Source organism: Klebsiella pneumoniae (assembly GCF_000742135.1).
Lineage (GTDB): Bacteria > Pseudomonadota > Gammaproteobacteria > Enterobacterales > Enterobacteriaceae > Klebsiella > Klebsiella pneumoniae.
This window is the reverse complement of sequence record NZ_KN046818.1, coordinates 414,179-429,918: the sequence shown is the minus strand read 5'-3', so window position 1 is coordinate 429,918 and position 15,740 is coordinate 414,179. Positions and strand designations below refer to the sequence as shown.

Sequence of the window (15,740 nt, the reverse complement as noted above, 5' to 3'; positions counted from 1 at the left end):
CAGCTGCGCGCGCCCCAGTAGTAAATCCCCAACGACATCGCCGCCATCCGGGAGGTGAACGGCGCGCGGCTGATTGCCCGCCCCTCCGCGCACAGCGTGCTGTTTGAAACCGCCGACGGCGGCGGCGTGGTTTACTGGCAGAAACTGATCCTCTGCTGCAGCGCGGGCGGCCTGCAGGCGGTGGCGGATACGATGAACCAGGCCGGAGGCGACGTGACGAATATCATTGAGCAAGCGCCGCTCCCGCCGCTGGCAGCGCTTCGCCGACGCCATAAACCGCGCCTTCCGGCTGGCGGAATCTTTGAAAAACGCGGCGACGCCGGAGAGCCTGCTGTGCCGCTGCGAGGATGTGCGCTGCGGCGACGTGGCTGCCGCCGACGACTGGCTGCAGGCCAAACTGACCCAGCGCCCGCTGGCTGTATGGCTGGCCGCTGCCGCAACCGAGAGAGCCGCTGTCCCCCGCCCGCGCGGAAACGCTTATTGCCCTCGCCAGGCTGAGCGCCGAGCCGTAACCGCTACTCTTCTTCATCACCGCGCCCGGCAGGGACGCCAAGCGCAATAAACTCCTCCAGCAGGGAGGTCAGTTGCTGCAGCTTTTCCGTGGTGAACTGGGCCTCCAGCAGGCGATAGGTTTCTTCCACCTCCGCCTGGGCGCTTTCGTACAGCGCAGTTCCGGCAGGCGTCAGCGAGACGTACAGCTTGCGCTGATCGTTAACTGGCTTTAAGCGCAGCACCAGCCCATCCCGCTCCATACGCGTCAAAATACCGGTCAGACTGGGGCGCAGGATACAGGCGCGAAAGGCCAGATCGTGAAAGTCCATCGACGGACGTTCGGCGAGAATTCGCACGATCCGCCACTGCTGTTCGGTGAGATTGTGCCGTTTGACGATCGGTCGAAAGTAGGCCATCGCCGCTTCACGCGCCTGCAACAAGGCAATGGTTAATGAATCATGCATAGTATCCCCTCAACAGCCTCACCAAAAACTTATTAATAACTTAATAATTAGCGTTAATCCTGCCATGTACAACCGGTTTCTGCACCTGAAAAGTACCAGTCTTTTCCTGAAAAATATTCAAATTATTGATTTACAACAAATAAGTAATTGCTATGTAAATATTGTGTTAATCCGATCACAAAACATTCACTTCCAGTTGCTAAACCTCAGCGCAAAGCATAAAAGATGATCATTAATATATTAACGAAATCCCTTTGAACCGAAATCTGTCCCAGAGGAGTGGTGAATGAAAGGTACCATCTTCGCCGTTGCGCTCAATCATCGCAGCCAGCTCGACGCCTGGCGCGAGGCGTTTCAACAGGCCCCCTACAAGACGCCGCCGAAAACCGCGGTCTGGTTTATCAAGCCGCGCAATACCGTAATTGGCGATGGCGAAGCGATCCCGTATCCGCAGGGCGAGACCGTACAAAGCGGCGCAACGGTGGCGCTGATTGTCGGCAAAACCGCGCGTAAAGTGGCGGCGGAAGAGGCGGCGAACTATATCGCTGGCTACGCGCTGGCTAACGATGTGAGTCTGCCGGAAGAGAGTTTTTATCGCCCGGCGATCAAAGCCAAGTGCCGCGATGGCTTCTGCCCCATCGGCACGCTATCGGCGGTACGCAACGTCGACGATCTGACCATCATCACCGAAATCAACGGCCGCGAGGCGGATAGCTGGCATACCGGCGATCTGCAGCGTAATGCCGCGCAGCTGCTGAGCGCCTTAAGCGAATTCGCCACCCTCAATCCCGGCGACGCGATCCTTATCGGCACGCCCCACTCCCGCGTCACGCTGCGCCCCGGCGACCGGGTACGTATTCTCGCCGACGGTTTCCCGGCGCTCGAAAACCCGGTTGTCGCAGAAGGAGAGCTGGCATGAAACAGGCACGCATTGAATGGCAAGGACAGGTACGCGACGTGCTGGTCAATGAACGCGACCAGGTGCGCCTGGACGATGGCACGGTATTAAAAGAAGGTGAATTCCGCTGGCTGCCGCCCGCCGACGGCACGCTGTTCGCGCTGGGGCTGAATTACGCCGATCACGCCAGCGAGCTGGAATTTAAACCGCCAACCGAGCCGTTGGTGTTTATCAAAGCGCCGAACACCTTTACTGGCCACCAGCAGCAGTCGGTACGCCCGGATAACGTCGAATACATGCACTACGAAGCCGAACTGGTGGTGGTGATTGGGAAAACCGCGCGCCGCGTCAGCGAAGCCGAGGCTATGGATTATGTCGCTGGCTATACCCTGTGCAACGACTACGCGATCCGCGACTATCTGGAAAACTACTACCGCCCGAACCTGCGGGTGAAAAGCCGCGACACCCTGACGCCGATCGGCCCGTGGATCGTCGCCAAAGAGGCGATCCCGGATCCGCATAATCTGGCCCTACGCACCTGGGTCAACGGCGAACTGCGCCAGCAGGGCACCACCGCCGATCTGATCTTCAGCATCCCGTTCCTCATCGCTTATTTAAGCGAATTTATGACCCTGCAACCGGGCGACATGATCGCCACCGGCACGCCGAAAGGGCTATCCGATGTGGTGCCGGGCGATGAGGTGATCGTTGAAGTCGAGGGCGTGGGCCGCCTGGTCAACCATATCATCAGCCAGCAAGCGTATGAGGAGACACTGTCATGAAAAAGATTAACCATTGGATCAACGGTAAAAACGTTGCCGGCGCAGACTATTTTCATACCACCAACCCGGCCACCGGCGAGGTACTGGCGGAAGTCGCCTCCGGCGGTGAAGCCGAAATAAACCAGGCGGTGGCGGCGGCGAAAGAGGCCTTCCCGAAGTGGGCTAACCTGCCGATGAAAGAGCGCGCGCGCCTGATGCGCCGCCTGGGGGATCTGATCGATCAGAACGTCCCGGAGATCGCGGCGATGGAAACCGCCGATACCGGCCTGCCGATCCACCAGACCAAAAACGTGTTGATCCCGCGCGCCTCACACAATTTCGAATTTTTCGCCGAAGTATGCCAGCAGATGAACGGCAAGACCTATCCGGTCGACGACAAGATGCTGAACTACACCCTCGTGCAGCCGGTTGGCGTCTGCGCGCTGGTGTCGCCGTGGAACGTGCCGTTTATGACCGCCACCTGGAAGGTGGCGCCGTGCCTGGCGCTGGGGAATACCGCGGTGCTGAAAATGTCCGAACTGTCGCCGCTGACCGCCGATCGTCTGGGCGAGCTGGCGCTGGAAGCCGGGATCCCGGCTGGCGTACTCAATGTGGTGCAGGGCTACGGCGCCACCGCCGGCGACGCGCTGGTGCGCCATCATGATGTGCGCGCCGTCTCCTTCACCGGCGGCACCGCCACCGGCCGCAACATCATGAAAAACGCCGGTCTGAAAAAGTACTCCATGGAGCTGGGCGGAAAATCGCCGGTGCTGATTTTTGAAGATGCCGATATCGAGCGCGCGCTTGACGCCGCGCTGTTCACCATCTTCTCGATCAACGGCGAACGCTGCACCGCCGGCTCGCGCATCTTTATTCAGCAGAGTATCTACCCCGAGTTCGTTAAACGCTTCGCCGAGCGCGCCAATCGCCTGCGCGTAGGCGATCCGACCGATCCGAACACCCAGGTCGGCGCGCTGATTAGCCAGCAGCACTGGGAGAAAGTGTCCGGCTACATTCGCCTCGGCATCGAAGAGGGGGCCACCCTGCTGGCCGGCGGCGCGGATAAACCGTCCGACCTGCCGGCGCATCTGAAAGCCGGCAACTTCCTGCGCCCGACGGTGCTGGCGGATGTCGACAACCGTATGCGCGTCGCCCAGGAAGAGATTTTTGGCCCGGTCGCCTGCCTGCTGCCGTTCAAAGACGAAGCGGAAGGGCTGCGCCTGGCGAACGATGTGGAATACGGCCTGGCGTCGTATATCTGGACCCAGGACGTCAGCAAAGTGCTGCGTCTGGCGCGCGGTATTGAAGCCGGGATGGTGTTCGTCAACACCCAGAACGTGCGCGACCTGCGTCAGCCGTTCGGCGGCGTGAAGGCCTCCGGCACCGGCCGCGAAGGCGGCGAGTACAGCTTTGAAGTGTTCGCCGAAATGAAAAACGTCTGCATCTCGATGGGCGACCATCCGATCCCGAAATGGGGAGTCTGATATGGGTAAGTTAGCGTTAGCAGCAAAAATCACTCACGTGCCGTCGATGTATCTGTCTGAGCTGCCGGGGAAAAACCACGGCTGCCGTCAGGGCGCGATCGACGGGCATAAAGAAATTGGCAAGCGCTGCCGTGAAATGGGCGTCGATACCATCATCGTGTTTGATACCCACTGGCTGGTCAACAGCGCCTACCACATCAACTGCGCCGACCATTTTCAGGGCGTCTACACCAGTAACGAACTGCCGCATTTCATTCGCGACATGACCTACGACTACGACGGCAACCCGGAGCTGGGCCAGCTTATCGCCGACGAGGCGGTGAAGCTCGGGGTGCGTGCCAAAGCGCACAATATTCCCAGCCTGAAGCTGGAGTACGGCACCCTGGTGCCGATGCGCTACATGAACAGCGATAAGCACTTCAAGGTGGTATCTATCTCTGCTTTCTGTACCGTTCACGACTTTGCCGATAGCCGCAGGCTGGGCGAAGCGATCCTCAAAGCCATTGAGAAATACGACGGCACCGTGGCGGTGCTGGCCAGCGGTTCGCTGTCGCACCGCTTTATCGATGACCAGCGCGCCGAAGAGGGGATGAACAGCTACACCCGCGAGTTTGATCATCAGATGGATGAGCGGGTGGTGAAGCTGTGGCGCGAGGGCAAATTCAAAGAGTTCTGCACCATGCTGCCGGAGTATGCCGACTACTGCTACGGCGAAGGCAACATGCACGACACGGTGATGCTGCTCGGCCTGCTGGGTTGGGATAAATACGACGGCAAGGTGGAGTTTATCACCGAGCTATTCGCCAGCTCCGGTACCGGCCAGGTTAACGCCGTGTTCCCGTTGCCAGCGCAGGCGTAAGGGGGCCCCATGCCGCATTTTATCGCCGAATGTACCGACAACATCCGCGAGCAGGCCGATCTGCCTGGGCTGTTCGCCAAAGTCAACGAGGCGCTGGCCGCCACCGGCATCTTTCCGATCGGTGGGATCCGCAGCCGCGCCCACTGGCTGGATACCTGGCAGATGGCCGACGGCAGGCAGGATTACGCTTTCGTGCATATGACCCTGAAGATCGGCGCCGGGCGCAGCCTGGAGAGCCGTCAGGACGTGGGAGATATGCTGTTCGCGCTGATCAAATCCCACTTCGCGACGCTAATGGAGAGCCGCTATCTGGCGCTGTCGTTCGCCATGGAAGAGCTCGACCCGACGCTGAACTACAAACAAAACAACGTGCACGCGTTATTTAAATAATGTGCAAATTGCCCGGTGGCGCTGCGCTTACCGGGCCTACAACGGCCATGAATTTGTAGGCCGGATAAGCGAAGCGCCATCCGGCAATACAATGCCACAGGAATCACTATGCTCGATAAACAGACCCGTACCCTGATTGCCCAGCGGCTGAACCAGGCCGAAAAGCAGCGTGAACAGATCCGCGCGATCTCGCTGGATTATCCGTCGATCACCATTGAGGACGCCTACGCCGTCCAGCGCGAGTGGGTCGAGATGAAGATCGCCGAAGGCCGCGTGCTCAAAGGCCACAAGATCGGCCTGACCTCTAAAGCGATGCAGGCCAGTTCGCAGATCAGCGAGCCGGACTACGGCGCGCTGCTCGACGATATGTTCTTCCACGACGGCAGCGATATTCCCACCGACCGCTTTATCGTTCCGCGTATCGAAGTCGAGCTGGCCTTCGTGCTGGCCAAACCGCTGCGCGGCCCGAACTGTACGCTGTTTGATGTCTACAACGCCACCGACTACGTTATCCCGGCGCTGGAGCTTATCGACGCGCGCTGCCACAACATCGACCCGGAAACCCAGCGTCCGCGCAAAGTGTTCGACACCATCTCCGACAACGCCGCCAACGCCGGGGTGATCCTCGGCGGCCGGCCGATTAAACCGGACGAGCTCGACCTGCGCTGGATCTCCGCCCTGCTGTATCGCAACGGCGTAATTGAAGAGACCGGCGTCGCCGCGGGCGTACTCAATCATCCGGCCAACGGCGTGGCCTGGCTGGCCAACAAGCTGGCGCCGTACGATGTCCAGCTCGAAGCCGGGCAGATTATCCTCGGCGGCTCCTTCACCCGCCCGGTCCCGGCGCGCAAGGGCGATACCTTCCACGTCGACTACGGCAACATGGGCGTCATCAGCTGCCGGTTTGTCTAGGAGAAACACCATGAATAACGCCTTTAAAGACGCCTTAAAAGCGGGCCGTCCGCAAATCGGCCTGTGGCTTGGACTGTGCAGCAGCTACAGCGCCGAACTGCTGGCCGGCGCGGGCTTCGACTGGCTGCTGATCGACGGCGAACACGCGCCCAACAATGTACCAACGGTGCTGACCCAGCTTCAGGCCATTGCGCCCTACCCCAGCCAGCCGGTGGTGCGTCCGTCGTGGAACGATCCGGTACAAATTAAACAACTGCTGGACGTCGGCGTGCAAACCCTGCTGGTGCCGATGGTGCAGAACGCCGAAGAAGCGCGGCTGGCGGTCAGAGCCACCCGCTACCCGCCTGCCGGCATTCGCGGCGTCGGCAGCGCGCTGGCCCGCGCCTCACGCTGGAATCGCGTCCCGGATTATATCCACCAGGCCAATGACGCCATGTGCGTGCTGGTACAGATTGAGACTCGCGAAGCGCTGAAAAATCTGTCGCAGATCCTCGATGTCGACGGGGTGGATGGTGTGTTTATCGGCCCGGCGGATCTCAGCGCTGATATGGGTCACGGCGGCAATCCGCAGCACCCGGAAGTGCAGGCCGCCATTGAAGATGCCATCCAGCAAATCCGTCAGGCCGGCAAGGCGCCGGGGATCCTGATGGCCAATGAACAGCTGGCGAAACGCTATCTCGAACTGGGCGCGCTGTTCGTCGCCGTCGGCGTCGATACCACCCTGCTGGCCCGCGGCGCAGAAGCGCTGGCGGCCCGGTTTACCCACAACGCAACCACCACAACCGATAACAATAAATCCGTCTATTGAACGGATAATGTGGAGCGCAACATGACTACCTCTACCCTGCAACACAATGATAATAAAGCCGTTGAAGTAGAAAACCGGGTGATCAAAAAGCTGTTCCGCCGCCTGATTACCTTCCTGTTTGTTCTCTTTGTTTTCTCATTTTTGGATCGAATTAATATCGGCTTCGCCGGCCTGACGATGGGTAAAGATCTCGGCCTGACCTCCACCATGTTCGGCCTGGCGGCGACGCTGTTCTACGTCACCTACGTGCTGTGCGGGATCCCCAGCAATATCATGCTGGCGAAAGTTGGCGCGCGCCGCTGGATCGCCGGGATCATGGTGGTCTGGGGGATCGCCTCGACCTGCACCATGTTCGCCACCAGCCCGCATACGCTGTACATCCTGCGCATGCTGGTCGGCATCGCCGAGGCCGGTTTTCTACCGGGGATCCTCGTCTATCTGACCTGGTGGTTCCCGGCCTACCATCGCGCCCGCGCCAACGCCCTGTTTATGATCGCCATGCCGGTGACCATGATGCTCGGCTCGATACTTTCCGGCTATATTCTGGCGCTCGACGGCCTGTGGAACCTGAAAGGCTGGCAATGGCTATTTCTGCTGGAAGGCCTGCCGTCGGTGGTGCTCGGCGTCGTCACCTGGTTCTTCCTCAACGACACGCCGGATAAAGCCAACTGGCTGGATAACGAAGAGAAACAGGCGCTGAAGGCGATGATCGATCGCGAACGGGAACATGCGGCGATCGTCCCGGCTTCGCCGCGTTCCACGCTGCGCGAAGTACTGACGCCAGCGGTGCTGATGTATACCCTCGCCTACTTCTGCCTGACCAATACCCTCAGCGCCATTAATATCTGGACGCCGCAGATCCTGCAGAGCTTCAACACCGGCAGCAGCAACATCATGATTGGCCTGCTGGCGGCGATCCCGCAGTTCTGCACTATTTTCGGCATGATCTGGTGGAGCCGCCGATCCGACCGCCGCAAAGAGCGCAAGATGCATACCATCCTGCCCTACCTGTTCGCCGCGGCGGGTTGGCTGCTGGCTTCGGCAACGCACCACAGCCTGATCCAACTGATCGGCATTATTATGGCTTCGGTGGGATCCTTTACCGCGATGGCCATTTTCTGGACCACCCCGGATCGGGTGATCAGCCTGCAGTCGCGCGCGGTGGCGCTGGCGGTGATCAACGCTATCGGCAACGTCGGCTCTGCCGTCAGCCCGCTGTTGATCGGCATTTTGCGCGATACCACCGGCAGCTTTAGCTCCGGGCTGTGGTTTGTCGCCGGATTACTGATCGTCGGCGCGCTGGTGCTTACCCGCATTCCAATGAGCCAGCGTGAGGACGCCGCCGCGCCGGGATTAGCGGCGCAAAAAGGCCACTAAGGAGCGGGTATGTGCCAGCATTCCATCGCCAACATCGACATCAATAAAGATTACGACGAGAGTCTGGGTACCGAAGAGGTGCACTACCAATCGTTCTCCCGCATGGCGGCCTTTTTTGGCCGCGACATGCAGGCGCATCGCCACGACCGCTATTTCCAGATGCACTACCTTGATACCGGACAGATTGAGCTGCAGCTTGATGACCATCGCTATTCGGTGCAGGCGCCGCTGTTTGTGATAACGCCGCCCTCGGTACCGCACGCTTTTATTACCGAGTCCGATAGCGATGGCCATGTGTTGACGGTCCATGAGGAGCTGATCTGGCCGCTGCTGGAGGTACTTTATCCCGGCACGCGGGAGACCTTCGGCCTGCCGGGGATCTGCCTGTCGCTGGCGGATAAACCCGACGAGCTGGCGGCGCTGGCCCACTACTGGCAGCTGATTCGCCGGGAATCTACCGCCCAGTTGCCGGGGCGGGAGCATACCCTGGCGCTACTGGCGCAGGCGGTCTTTACCCTGCTGCTGCGTAACGCAAAGCTCGACGATCACGCCGCCAGCGGGATGCGCGGCGAGCTGAAGCTATTCCAGCGCTTTAACCAGATGATCGACAGCCACTACCATCAGCACTGGACGGTACCGGATTACGCCAGGGAGCTGCATCTGACCGAATCGCGGTTGACCGACATCTGTCGCCGCTTCGCCAACCGTTCGCCGAAGCGGCTGATATTTGACCGTCAGCTGCGCGAGGCGAAGCGCCTGCTGCTGTTTTCCGATAGCGCGGTCAATGAGATTGCCTGGCAGCTGGGGTTTAAAGACCCCGCCTATTTTGCGCGCTTTTTTAGCCGCCAGGTCGGCTGCTCGCCCAGCAGCTACCGGGCGCAAAAAGTACCGGTGTCGTAATACCCCGGCGGCGCTGCGCTTGCCTGGGCTACAGACCGTAGGGCGGGTCAGCGCCGCGCCAGCCGGTAAAAGTTGCAGAGATCACAAAATTCACTCCCGCCTGAAAAGTACCCGCCGTTGTCGCAAACGTCCCTTCACGACAAGCGCCATAACCGCTTCAATTAAACAACAAAAACAAAACATATATTTAACATCATTATTCCGATAAATACTGAAGAGGCCCCTATGAAACCTGAAGATTTCCGCGCCGACGCGAAACGCCCGTTAACTGGCGAAGAGTATTTAAAAAGCCTGCAGGATGGCCGCGAAATTTATATCTACGGCGAGCGCGTGAAAGACGTCACCACGCATCCGGCCTTCCGTAATGCCGCGGCCTCCGTCGCTCAGCTGTACGATGCGCTGCACAAACCGGAGATGCAGGATTCCCTGTGCTGGGGCACCGATACCGGCAGCGGCGGCTACACCCATAAATTCTTCCGCGTGGCGAAAAGCGCCGACGATCTGCGCCAGCAGCGCGACGCCATCGCCGAGTGGTCGCGCTTAAGCTACGGCTGGATGGGCCGCACCCCGGACTACAAAGCCGCCTTCGGCTGCGCGCTGGGCGCCAACCCGGCGTTTTACGGCCAGTTCGAGCAGAACGCCCGCAACTGGTACACCCGCATTCAGGAAACCGGCCTGTACTTTAACCACGCTATCGTCAACCCGCCGATCGACCGCCACAAGCCGGCCGATGAAGTGAAGGACGTCTACATCAAGCTGGAAAAAGAGACCGATGCCGGGATCATCGTTAGCGGCGCGAAAGTGGTCGCCACCAACTCGGCGCTGACCCACTACAACATGATCGGCTTCGGCTCCGCGCAGGTGATGGGCGAGAACCCGGACTTCGCGCTGATGTTCGTCGCGCCGATGGATGCCGAAGGCGTCAAGCTTATCTCCCGCGCCTCCTATGAGATGGTCGCCGGTGCAACCGGCTCGCCGTACGACTATCCGCTTTCCAGCCGTTTCGACGAGAACGATGCGATTCTGGTGATGGATAAGGTGCTGATCCCATGGGAGAACGTACTGATTTACCGCGACTTTGACCGCTGCCGTCGCTGGACCATGGAAGGCGGTTTCGCCCGCATGTACCCGCTGCAGGCCTGCGTACGCCTGGCGGTAAAACTGGACTTTATCACCGCCCTGCTGAAGCGCTCTCTGGAATGTACCGGCACCCTCGAATTCCGCGGCGTGCAGGCCGACCTTGGCGAAGTGGTGGCGTGGCGCAACATGTTCTGGGCGCTGAGCGATTCCATGTGCTCGGAAGCGACGCCGTGGGTCAACGGCGCATGGCTGCCGGATCACGCCGCGCTGCAGACCTATCGCGTGATGGCGCCGATGGCCTACGCCAAGATCAAGAACATCATCGAGCGCAACGTCACCAGCGGCCTGATTTATCTGCCGTCCAGCGCCCGCGATCTGAACAACCCGCAGATCGACCAGTATCTGGCGAAGTACGTGCGCGGCTCCAACGGTATGGATCACGTTGAACGTATCAAGATCCTCAAACTGATGTGGGACGCGATCGGCAGCGAATTCGGCGGCCGCCATGAACTGTATGAGATCAACTACTCCGGTAGCCAGGATGAAATTCGCCTGCAGTGTCTGCGCCAGGCGCAGAGCTCCGGCAATATGGACAAAATGATGGCGATGGTCGACCGCTGCCTGTCCGAGTACGACCAGAACGGCTGGACGGTGCCGCATCTGCACAATAACGCTGATATCAACATGTTGGATAAGCTGCTGAAGTAATTCACAGCGGGAGGTCATAATGCAATTAGATGAACAACGCCTGCGTTTTCGCGATGCCATGGCCAGCCTGTCGGCTGCGGTTAACGTTGTCACCACCGCAGGCGAAGCCGGCCGCTGCGGCATTACCGCCACGGCGGTATGCTCGGTGACGGATACGCCGCCATCGGTAATGGTTTGTATCAACGCCAACAGCGCGATGAACCCGGTGTTTCAGGGCAACGGCAAGTTGTGCATCAACGTGCTGAACCACGAGCAGGAAATCATGGCCCGTCATTTCGCCGGGATGACCGGGGTGACGATGGAAGAACGGTTTGCCCTCAGCGGCTGGCAGCAGGGCGCGCTCGGGCAGCCGGTGCTGAAAGGCTCGCTGGCCAGCCTCGAAGGCGAGATTAGCCAGGTGCAAACCATCGGCACCCACCTGGTGTATCTGGTGGAGATCAGGAATATTACCCTGAGCCCGCAAGGGCACGGCCTGATTTACTTTAAACGCCGTTTCCATCCGGTGATGATGGAAATGGAAGTCGCAGTCTAAAATCCGCGCCCAGGTTTACTTATCGCCCGATACGTAAACCTGGCGCTTAATATGCGTCATCTCACCCGCCAGCCTTATTCAACAGCGCGACATGAAGCCCAATCAAAACGTCCACCGCCGCGGAAATTTTGTTCCCGGTAGTCAGCAGGTAATGTTAAGTGCCAGCCTTTTCGCCTGGCGGTACAGGCAATAACCGGAAATTGCGAATAATCTATAGCGTCATGAATAAATTGTTGTTTACCTATATTTGTTAAAAAAGCGTCTCCCCGATTCCAGATGGCTTTTTTTAACTTGATATTCCAGGTCTGATAGCTTTCACCAGCAATTGTATAACCTTCACCTTCAGGCGCTTTTTTGGTCCAGTCAATCTCGCCGCCATCGTATAAATATTGCCATACAGCATAGCGTTCAAGGGTAAACTGGCTGGGTAAAGTACTGACATTTTTAGAATCGATTTTATCGAGTAATTGCGGATTCGCTAACAGTAGCGCCATGGCTTTATGCATGTAACCCAACATAATATCGGGATGTTCGGGCACTCCCTCTTCTGCTTCAAACAAAGAGATATAAGCGAGATAGAGCGCATCATCACGCACTTTTTGACCGTTCGCCGCGGCGTTGGCGACGATTTTCGCCGCCCGATATTGTAAACTTCCCCAGGATTCCTCACCGCTAACAGGCCTGTAGCGATTATTGTATTTTTCTCCCGTCAGGTAGCCCTGAGCTGCATTTAAATCGTTAGCGTTTAACGCCGATTTAGCGCGCTGATGGTCGGATAAGGTCATTATATTGCGCCCCGTATTTCTGGCAATATAATACGACTGACGACAATCAGAAAGGATCATAACCATAATGACCATGGCAATAATTCTAAAAAAATCTTATACATTCTCACCGTTAAGTCCTTTAATTTATTTATAAATATAATGTTTGGAAACTTGTCTCGGTTCGATGTATAGCAAAACGGTTACCCGACCTTTTTTATAAGTACGTTGCCAGGTTGAACAATTTGTTATTTTATTCAGATCTAATCTTTTATTATACCACTCCTGCTGTTTTGCAATGCAGGCGGCAAGACTTTGATAGAATTTCCCTCTTTCTGCAATGAACTCTTCTTTGATTGTCGCTGGCCCATATTCTCGATCAAGAACCTTAACTTCCTCATTATATAAGGCGAGTGCTTCCCGGCCATCATCAACTTTATAGGCCTGCTGACTGGAATCAACATCAGCGCTAACAAAAACACTTTTTAGCCCTTTATTCTTATCGAAATAAAGCTTCATCTCCTGATATTTCAACGCCCCCACTTCCTGGGGAGTCAGCGTTGAGATAATCAGATCCGGGTCTTTTCCGGCATAATTGATATCTGATACCTCCAGAGAATATAAAGGCGTGTTTCTGGCCTCATCGTAACTCATCCCCCAGCGCAAATTATAAGGGGCTGCCGGCTCATCAACAGCCTGATGTATCTCTCTTGCATGAGCATATGTTAAGTAAAAAGCACTGGCGATGATCATTATCTTTACAAATTTCATAACTCGAATTCCCTTTGTTAAACGCTATCCATACGACATGGCAAAGTCAGCATAATATCAAAATACCTCTACTTGAAATAAAGATAGTGATCTGCGGGTGATAAAAACCGTTATCCTCAGTTTGAAAGCATATCTTTGAGATGCGCAGAATAATATTGTGAGCTTAATCACACATTTACGCGCTCTCGTACTCATATCTAACCGCTTACCCCCGCAAGTAACCGCTTAACCCCCTATACAACCACTCACCGATTTACCCAACTTTACGCGCGCGCTGTTCTGGCAAGATCGGAGGCAGCCTAGCTAATCAATACCTCCATCAACCCTTACTTAAAACCAGACGGCTTCGGCCAATTATTCATCTAATTAACGCCAGGTTTTACTATGGATACCAAAAAACTATTCAAGCACATACCCTGGGTGATTCTCGGAATCATCGGGGCATTTTGCCTCTCAGTCGTCGCCCTGCGCCGCGGTGAGCACGTCAGTGCCCTGTGGATCGTCGTCGCATCGGTTTCTGTGTACCTCGTCGCCTACCGTTATTACAGCCTGTACATCGCGCAGAAGGTGATGAAGCTTGACCCGACGCGCTCCACGCCGGCGGTCATTAATAACGATGGCCTGAACTATGTGCCAACCAACCGCTACGTGCTGTTTGGCCACCACTTTGCCGCGATCGCCGGCGCCGGCCCGCTGGTCGGCCCGGTACTGGCCGCGCAAATGGGTTATCTGCCGGGTACCCTGTGGCTGCTGGCCGGCGTGGTGCTGGCGGGCGCGGTACAGGACTTCATGGTGCTGTTTATCTCCTCGCGGCGTAACGGCGCCTCGCTGGGTGAGATGATTAAACAGGAGATGGGGCCGGTTCCGGGCTCTATCGCCCTGTTCGGCTGCTTCCTGATTATGATCATCATCCTCGCGGTGCTGGCGCTCATCGTGGTGAAAGCGCTGGCGGAAAGCCCGTGGGGCGTGTTTACCGTCTGCTCGACGGTGCCTATCGCCCTGTTTATGGGGATCTACATGCGCTTCCTGCGCCCAGGCCGCGTCGGTGAAGTGTCGGTTATCGGTATCGTGCTGCTGGTGGCCTCTATCTGGTTCGGCGGCGTGATTGCCCACGACCCGTACTGGGGCCCGGCGCTGACCTTTAAAGACACCACCATCACCTTTACCCTGATTGGCTACGCGTTTATTTCCGCGCTGCTGCCGGTATGGCTGATTCTGGCGCCGCGCGATTATCTGGCCACCTTCCTGAAAATCGGCGTAATCGTCGGCCTGGCGCTGGGGATCGTTATCCTCAACCCGGACCTGAAAATGCCGGCAGTGACCCAGTACATTGATGGTACCGGCCCGCTGTGGAAAGGCGCGCTGTTCCCGTTCCTGTTTATCACCATCGCCTGCGGCGCGGTCTCCGGTTTCCATGCGCTGATCGCTTCCGGCACCACGCCGAAGCTGCTGGCCAACGAAACCGATGCCCGCTTTATCGGCTACGGCGCGATGCTGATGGAATCCTTTGTTGCAGTCATGGCGCTGGTTGCGGCCTCGATTATCGAACCGGGTCTCTACTTCGCGATGAACACCCCGCCGGCGGGACTGGGCATCGTCATGCCGAACCTGCATGAAATGGGCGGTGAAAACGCGGCGATGATCGCCGCGCAGTTGAAAGAAGTCACCGTCCACGCGGCGGCGACCGTCAGCTCCTGGGGCTTTGTGATTTCACCTGAGCAGATCCTGCAGACGGCGAAAGATATCGGCGAACCTTCGGTACTGAACCGCGCTGGCGGCGCGCCGACGCTGGCCGTCGGTATCGCCCACGTATTCCATAAAATCATCCCGATGGCGGATATGGGCTTCTGGTACCACTTCGGTATCCTGTTTGAAGCGCTGTTTATCCTCACCGCGCTGGATGCGGGTACCCGCGCAGGCCGCTTTATGCTGCAGGATCTGTTGGGTAACTTCGTGCCGTTCCTGAAAAAAACTGACTCGCTGGTCGCCGGGATTATCGGTACCGCCGGCTGCGTCGGGCTGTGGGGCTACCTGCTGTATCAGGGCGTGGTCGACCCGCTGGGCGGCGTGAAGAGCCTGTGGCCGCTGTTCGGGATCTCTAACCAGATGCTGGCCGCCGTGGCGCTGGTGCTTGGCACCGTGGTGCTGGTCAAGATGCAGCGCACCAAATATATCTGGGTCACCGTTATCCCGGCGGCATGGCTGCTGCTGTGCACCACCTGGGCGCTGGGCCTGAAGCTGTTCAGCAGCAACCCGCAGATGGAAGGCTTCTTCTTTATGGCTCAGCAATATAAAGAGAAGATTGCCGCCGGCGGCGAGCTGACCGCGCAGCAGATCGCCAACATGAACCATATCGTGGTCAACAACTACACCAACGCCGGCCTGAGTATTCTGTTCCTGGTGGTGGTGTACAGCATCATCTTCTACGGCATCAAAACCTGGCTCAATGTCCGCAACAATAAGGTGCGTACCGACAAAGAGACTCCGTATGTGCCGGTACCGGAAGGCGGCGTGAAGACCTCGTCACATCATTAACCCTG

The 15,740-nt window shown here is 57.7% G+C and carries 15 protein-coding genes and 1 pseudogene; 13 read left to right on the top strand and 3 right to left on the bottom strand.

Features of this window, described 5'->3' with window-relative positions:
• Positions 1-39 precede the first annotated feature (39 nt).
• A pseudogene (locus tag DR88_RS31380) lies at positions 40-512 on the top strand (hypothetical protein); the annotation flags it as partial.
• A gap of 3 nt (positions 513-515) precedes the next feature.
• On the opposite strand, the gene hpaR reads toward DR88_RS31380, so the two are convergent.
• On the bottom strand, positions 516-956 hold the full coding sequence (gene hpaR, locus DR88_RS22895; protein ID WP_002887503.1) for a homoprotocatechuate degradation operon regulator HpaR: 441 nt from the start codon (positions 954-956) through the stop codon (positions 516-518).
• Positions 957-1,242: 286 nt separating this feature from the next.
• On the opposite strand from hpaR, the gene DR88_RS22900 reads away from it, so the two are divergent.
• The 11 genes from DR88_RS22900 to DR88_RS22950 all read left to right on the top strand — a co-directional run bounded on the left by DR88_RS22900 (position 1,243) and on the right by DR88_RS22950 (position 11,665).
• Entirely contained in the window at positions 1,243-1,875 is a 633-nt protein-coding gene (locus DR88_RS22900) for a fumarylacetoacetate hydrolase family protein (RefSeq protein WP_004146085.1), read from the top strand.
• Positions 1,872-2,636: a fumarylacetoacetate hydrolase family protein gene (locus DR88_RS22905; protein WP_004146933.1), complete on the top strand. Its 765-nt coding sequence runs from the start codon at positions 1,872-1,874 to the stop codon at positions 2,634-2,636. The genes DR88_RS22900 and DR88_RS22905 overlap by 4 nt, the downstream gene beginning before the upstream one ends.
• A complete protein-coding gene (gene hpaE, locus DR88_RS22910; RefSeq protein ID WP_002887494.1) occupies positions 2,633-4,099 on the top strand; it encodes a 5-carboxymethyl-2-hydroxymuconate semialdehyde dehydrogenase in 1,467 nt (488 codons plus the stop codon). The genes DR88_RS22905 and hpaE overlap by 4 nt, the downstream gene beginning before the upstream one ends.
• A 1-nt stretch (position 4,100) precedes the next feature.
• Positions 4,101-4,958 (top strand): 3,4-dihydroxyphenylacetate 2,3-dioxygenase, encoded by an 858-nt coding sequence (gene hpaD / locus DR88_RS22915; protein WP_002887492.1) that lies wholly within the window; start codon positions 4,101-4,103, stop codon positions 4,956-4,958.
• Between the two features lie 9 nt (positions 4,959-4,967).
• Positions 4,968-5,348, top strand: coding sequence for a 5-carboxymethyl-2-hydroxymuconate Delta-isomerase (locus tag DR88_RS22920; protein WP_004151392.1), 381 nt, complete (start codon positions 4,968-4,970; stop codon positions 5,346-5,348).
• Positions 5,349-5,456: 108 nt separating this feature from the next.
• The gene (gene hpaH, locus DR88_RS22925; protein WP_004182838.1) at positions 5,457-6,260 is read left to right on the top strand and encodes a 2-oxo-hept-4-ene-1,7-dioate hydratase; all 804 of its coding nucleotides are present in this window, start codon (positions 5,457-5,459) and stop codon (positions 6,258-6,260) included.
• Positions 6,261-6,270: 10 nt separating this feature from the next.
• On the top strand, positions 6,271-7,068 hold the full coding sequence (gene hpaI, locus DR88_RS22930; protein WP_004146931.1) for a 4-hydroxy-2-oxoheptanedioate aldolase: 798 nt from the start codon (positions 6,271-6,273) through the stop codon (positions 7,066-7,068).
• Positions 7,069-7,089: 21 nt separating this feature from the next.
• Positions 7,090-8,445, top strand: a complete 1,356-nt coding sequence (gene hpaX, locus DR88_RS22935) for a 4-hydroxyphenylacetate permease (RefSeq protein WP_004146927.1) — start codon at positions 7,090-7,092, stop codon at positions 8,443-8,445.
• A 9-nt stretch (positions 8,446-8,454) separates the two neighbouring features.
• A complete protein-coding gene (gene hpaA, locus DR88_RS22940) occupies positions 8,455-9,345 on the top strand; it encodes a 4-hydroxyphenylacetate catabolism regulatory protein HpaA (protein ID WP_004177537.1) in 891 nt (296 codons plus the stop codon).
• A gap of 225 nt (positions 9,346-9,570) precedes the next feature.
• Positions 9,571-11,133, top strand: coding sequence for a 4-hydroxyphenylacetate 3-monooxygenase, oxygenase component (gene hpaB / locus DR88_RS22945; RefSeq protein ID WP_002887473.1), 1,563 nt, complete (start codon positions 9,571-9,573; stop codon positions 11,131-11,133).
• A gap of 19 nt (positions 11,134-11,152) precedes the next feature.
• Entirely contained in the window at positions 11,153-11,665 is a 513-nt protein-coding gene (locus DR88_RS22950) for a 4-hydroxyphenylacetate 3-monooxygenase reductase subunit (protein WP_002887467.1), read from the top strand.
• 74 nt (positions 11,666-11,739) lie between these two features.
• Here DR88_RS22950 and DR88_RS22955 read toward each other — a convergent pair whose 3' ends face one another.
• The gene (locus DR88_RS22955) at positions 11,740-12,450 is read right to left on the bottom strand and encodes an ascBF operon repressor (RefSeq protein ID WP_002887465.1); all 711 of its coding nucleotides are present in this window, start codon (positions 12,448-12,450) and stop codon (positions 11,740-11,742) included.
• A 126-nt stretch (positions 12,451-12,576) separates the two neighbouring features.
• Positions 12,577-13,200 carry a hypothetical protein gene (locus DR88_RS22960; protein ID WP_004146923.1) on the bottom strand — a complete coding sequence of 208 codons (624 nt, stop codon included), beginning with the start codon at positions 13,198-13,200 and terminating at the stop codon, positions 12,577-12,579.
• Positions 13,201-13,584: 384 nt separating this feature from the next.
• On the opposite strand from DR88_RS22960, the gene DR88_RS22965 reads away from it, so the two are divergent.
• Positions 13,585-15,735 carry a carbon starvation protein gene (locus tag DR88_RS22965; protein WP_002887454.1) on the top strand — a complete coding sequence of 717 codons (2,151 nt, stop codon included), beginning with the start codon at positions 13,585-13,587 and terminating at the stop codon, positions 15,733-15,735.
• Positions 15,736-15,740 lie beyond the last annotated feature (5 nt).

Coding starts and splice junctions, on each gene's coding strand:
- DR88_RS22960 (WP_004146923.1), bottom strand. CDS start 13,200: ATGAAATTTGTAAAGATAATGATCATCGCCAGTGCTTTTTACTTAACA.
- DR88_RS22950 (WP_002887467.1), top strand. CDS start 11,153: ATGCAATTAGATGAACAACGCCTGCGTTTTCGCGATGCCATGGCCAGC.
- hpaB (WP_002887473.1), top strand. CDS start 9,571: ATGAAACCTGAAGATTTCCGCGCCGACGCGAAACGCCCGTTAACTGGC.
- hpaR (WP_002887503.1), bottom strand. CDS start 956: ATGCATGATTCATTAACCATTGCCTTGTTGCAGGCGCGTGAAGCGGCG.
- hpaI (WP_004146931.1), top strand. CDS start 6,271: ATGAATAACGCCTTTAAAGACGCCTTAAAAGCGGGCCGTCCGCAAATC.
- DR88_RS22965 (WP_002887454.1), top strand. CDS start 13,585: ATGGATACCAAAAAACTATTCAAGCACATACCCTGGGTGATTCTCGGA.
- DR88_RS22900 (WP_004146085.1), top strand. CDS start 1,243: ATGAAAGGTACCATCTTCGCCGTTGCGCTCAATCATCGCAGCCAGCTC.
- DR88_RS22920 (WP_004151392.1), top strand. CDS start 4,968: ATGCCGCATTTTATCGCCGAATGTACCGACAACATCCGCGAGCAGGCC.
- hpaA (WP_004177537.1), top strand. CDS start 8,455: ATGTGCCAGCATTCCATCGCCAACATCGACATCAATAAAGATTACGAC.
- DR88_RS22955 (WP_002887465.1), bottom strand. CDS start 12,450: ATGACCTTATCCGACCATCAGCGCGCTAAATCGGCGTTAAACGCTAAC.
- hpaE (WP_002887494.1), top strand. CDS start 2,633: ATGAAAAAGATTAACCATTGGATCAACGGTAAAAACGTTGCCGGCGCA.
- hpaX (WP_004146927.1), top strand. CDS start 7,090: ATGACTACCTCTACCCTGCAACACAATGATAATAAAGCCGTTGAAGTA.
- hpaD (WP_002887492.1), top strand. CDS start 4,101: ATGGGTAAGTTAGCGTTAGCAGCAAAAATCACTCACGTGCCGTCGATG.
- hpaH (WP_004182838.1), top strand. CDS start 5,457: ATGCTCGATAAACAGACCCGTACCCTGATTGCCCAGCGGCTGAACCAG.
- DR88_RS22905 (WP_004146933.1), top strand. CDS start 1,872: ATGAAACAGGCACGCATTGAATGGCAAGGACAGGTACGCGACGTGCTG.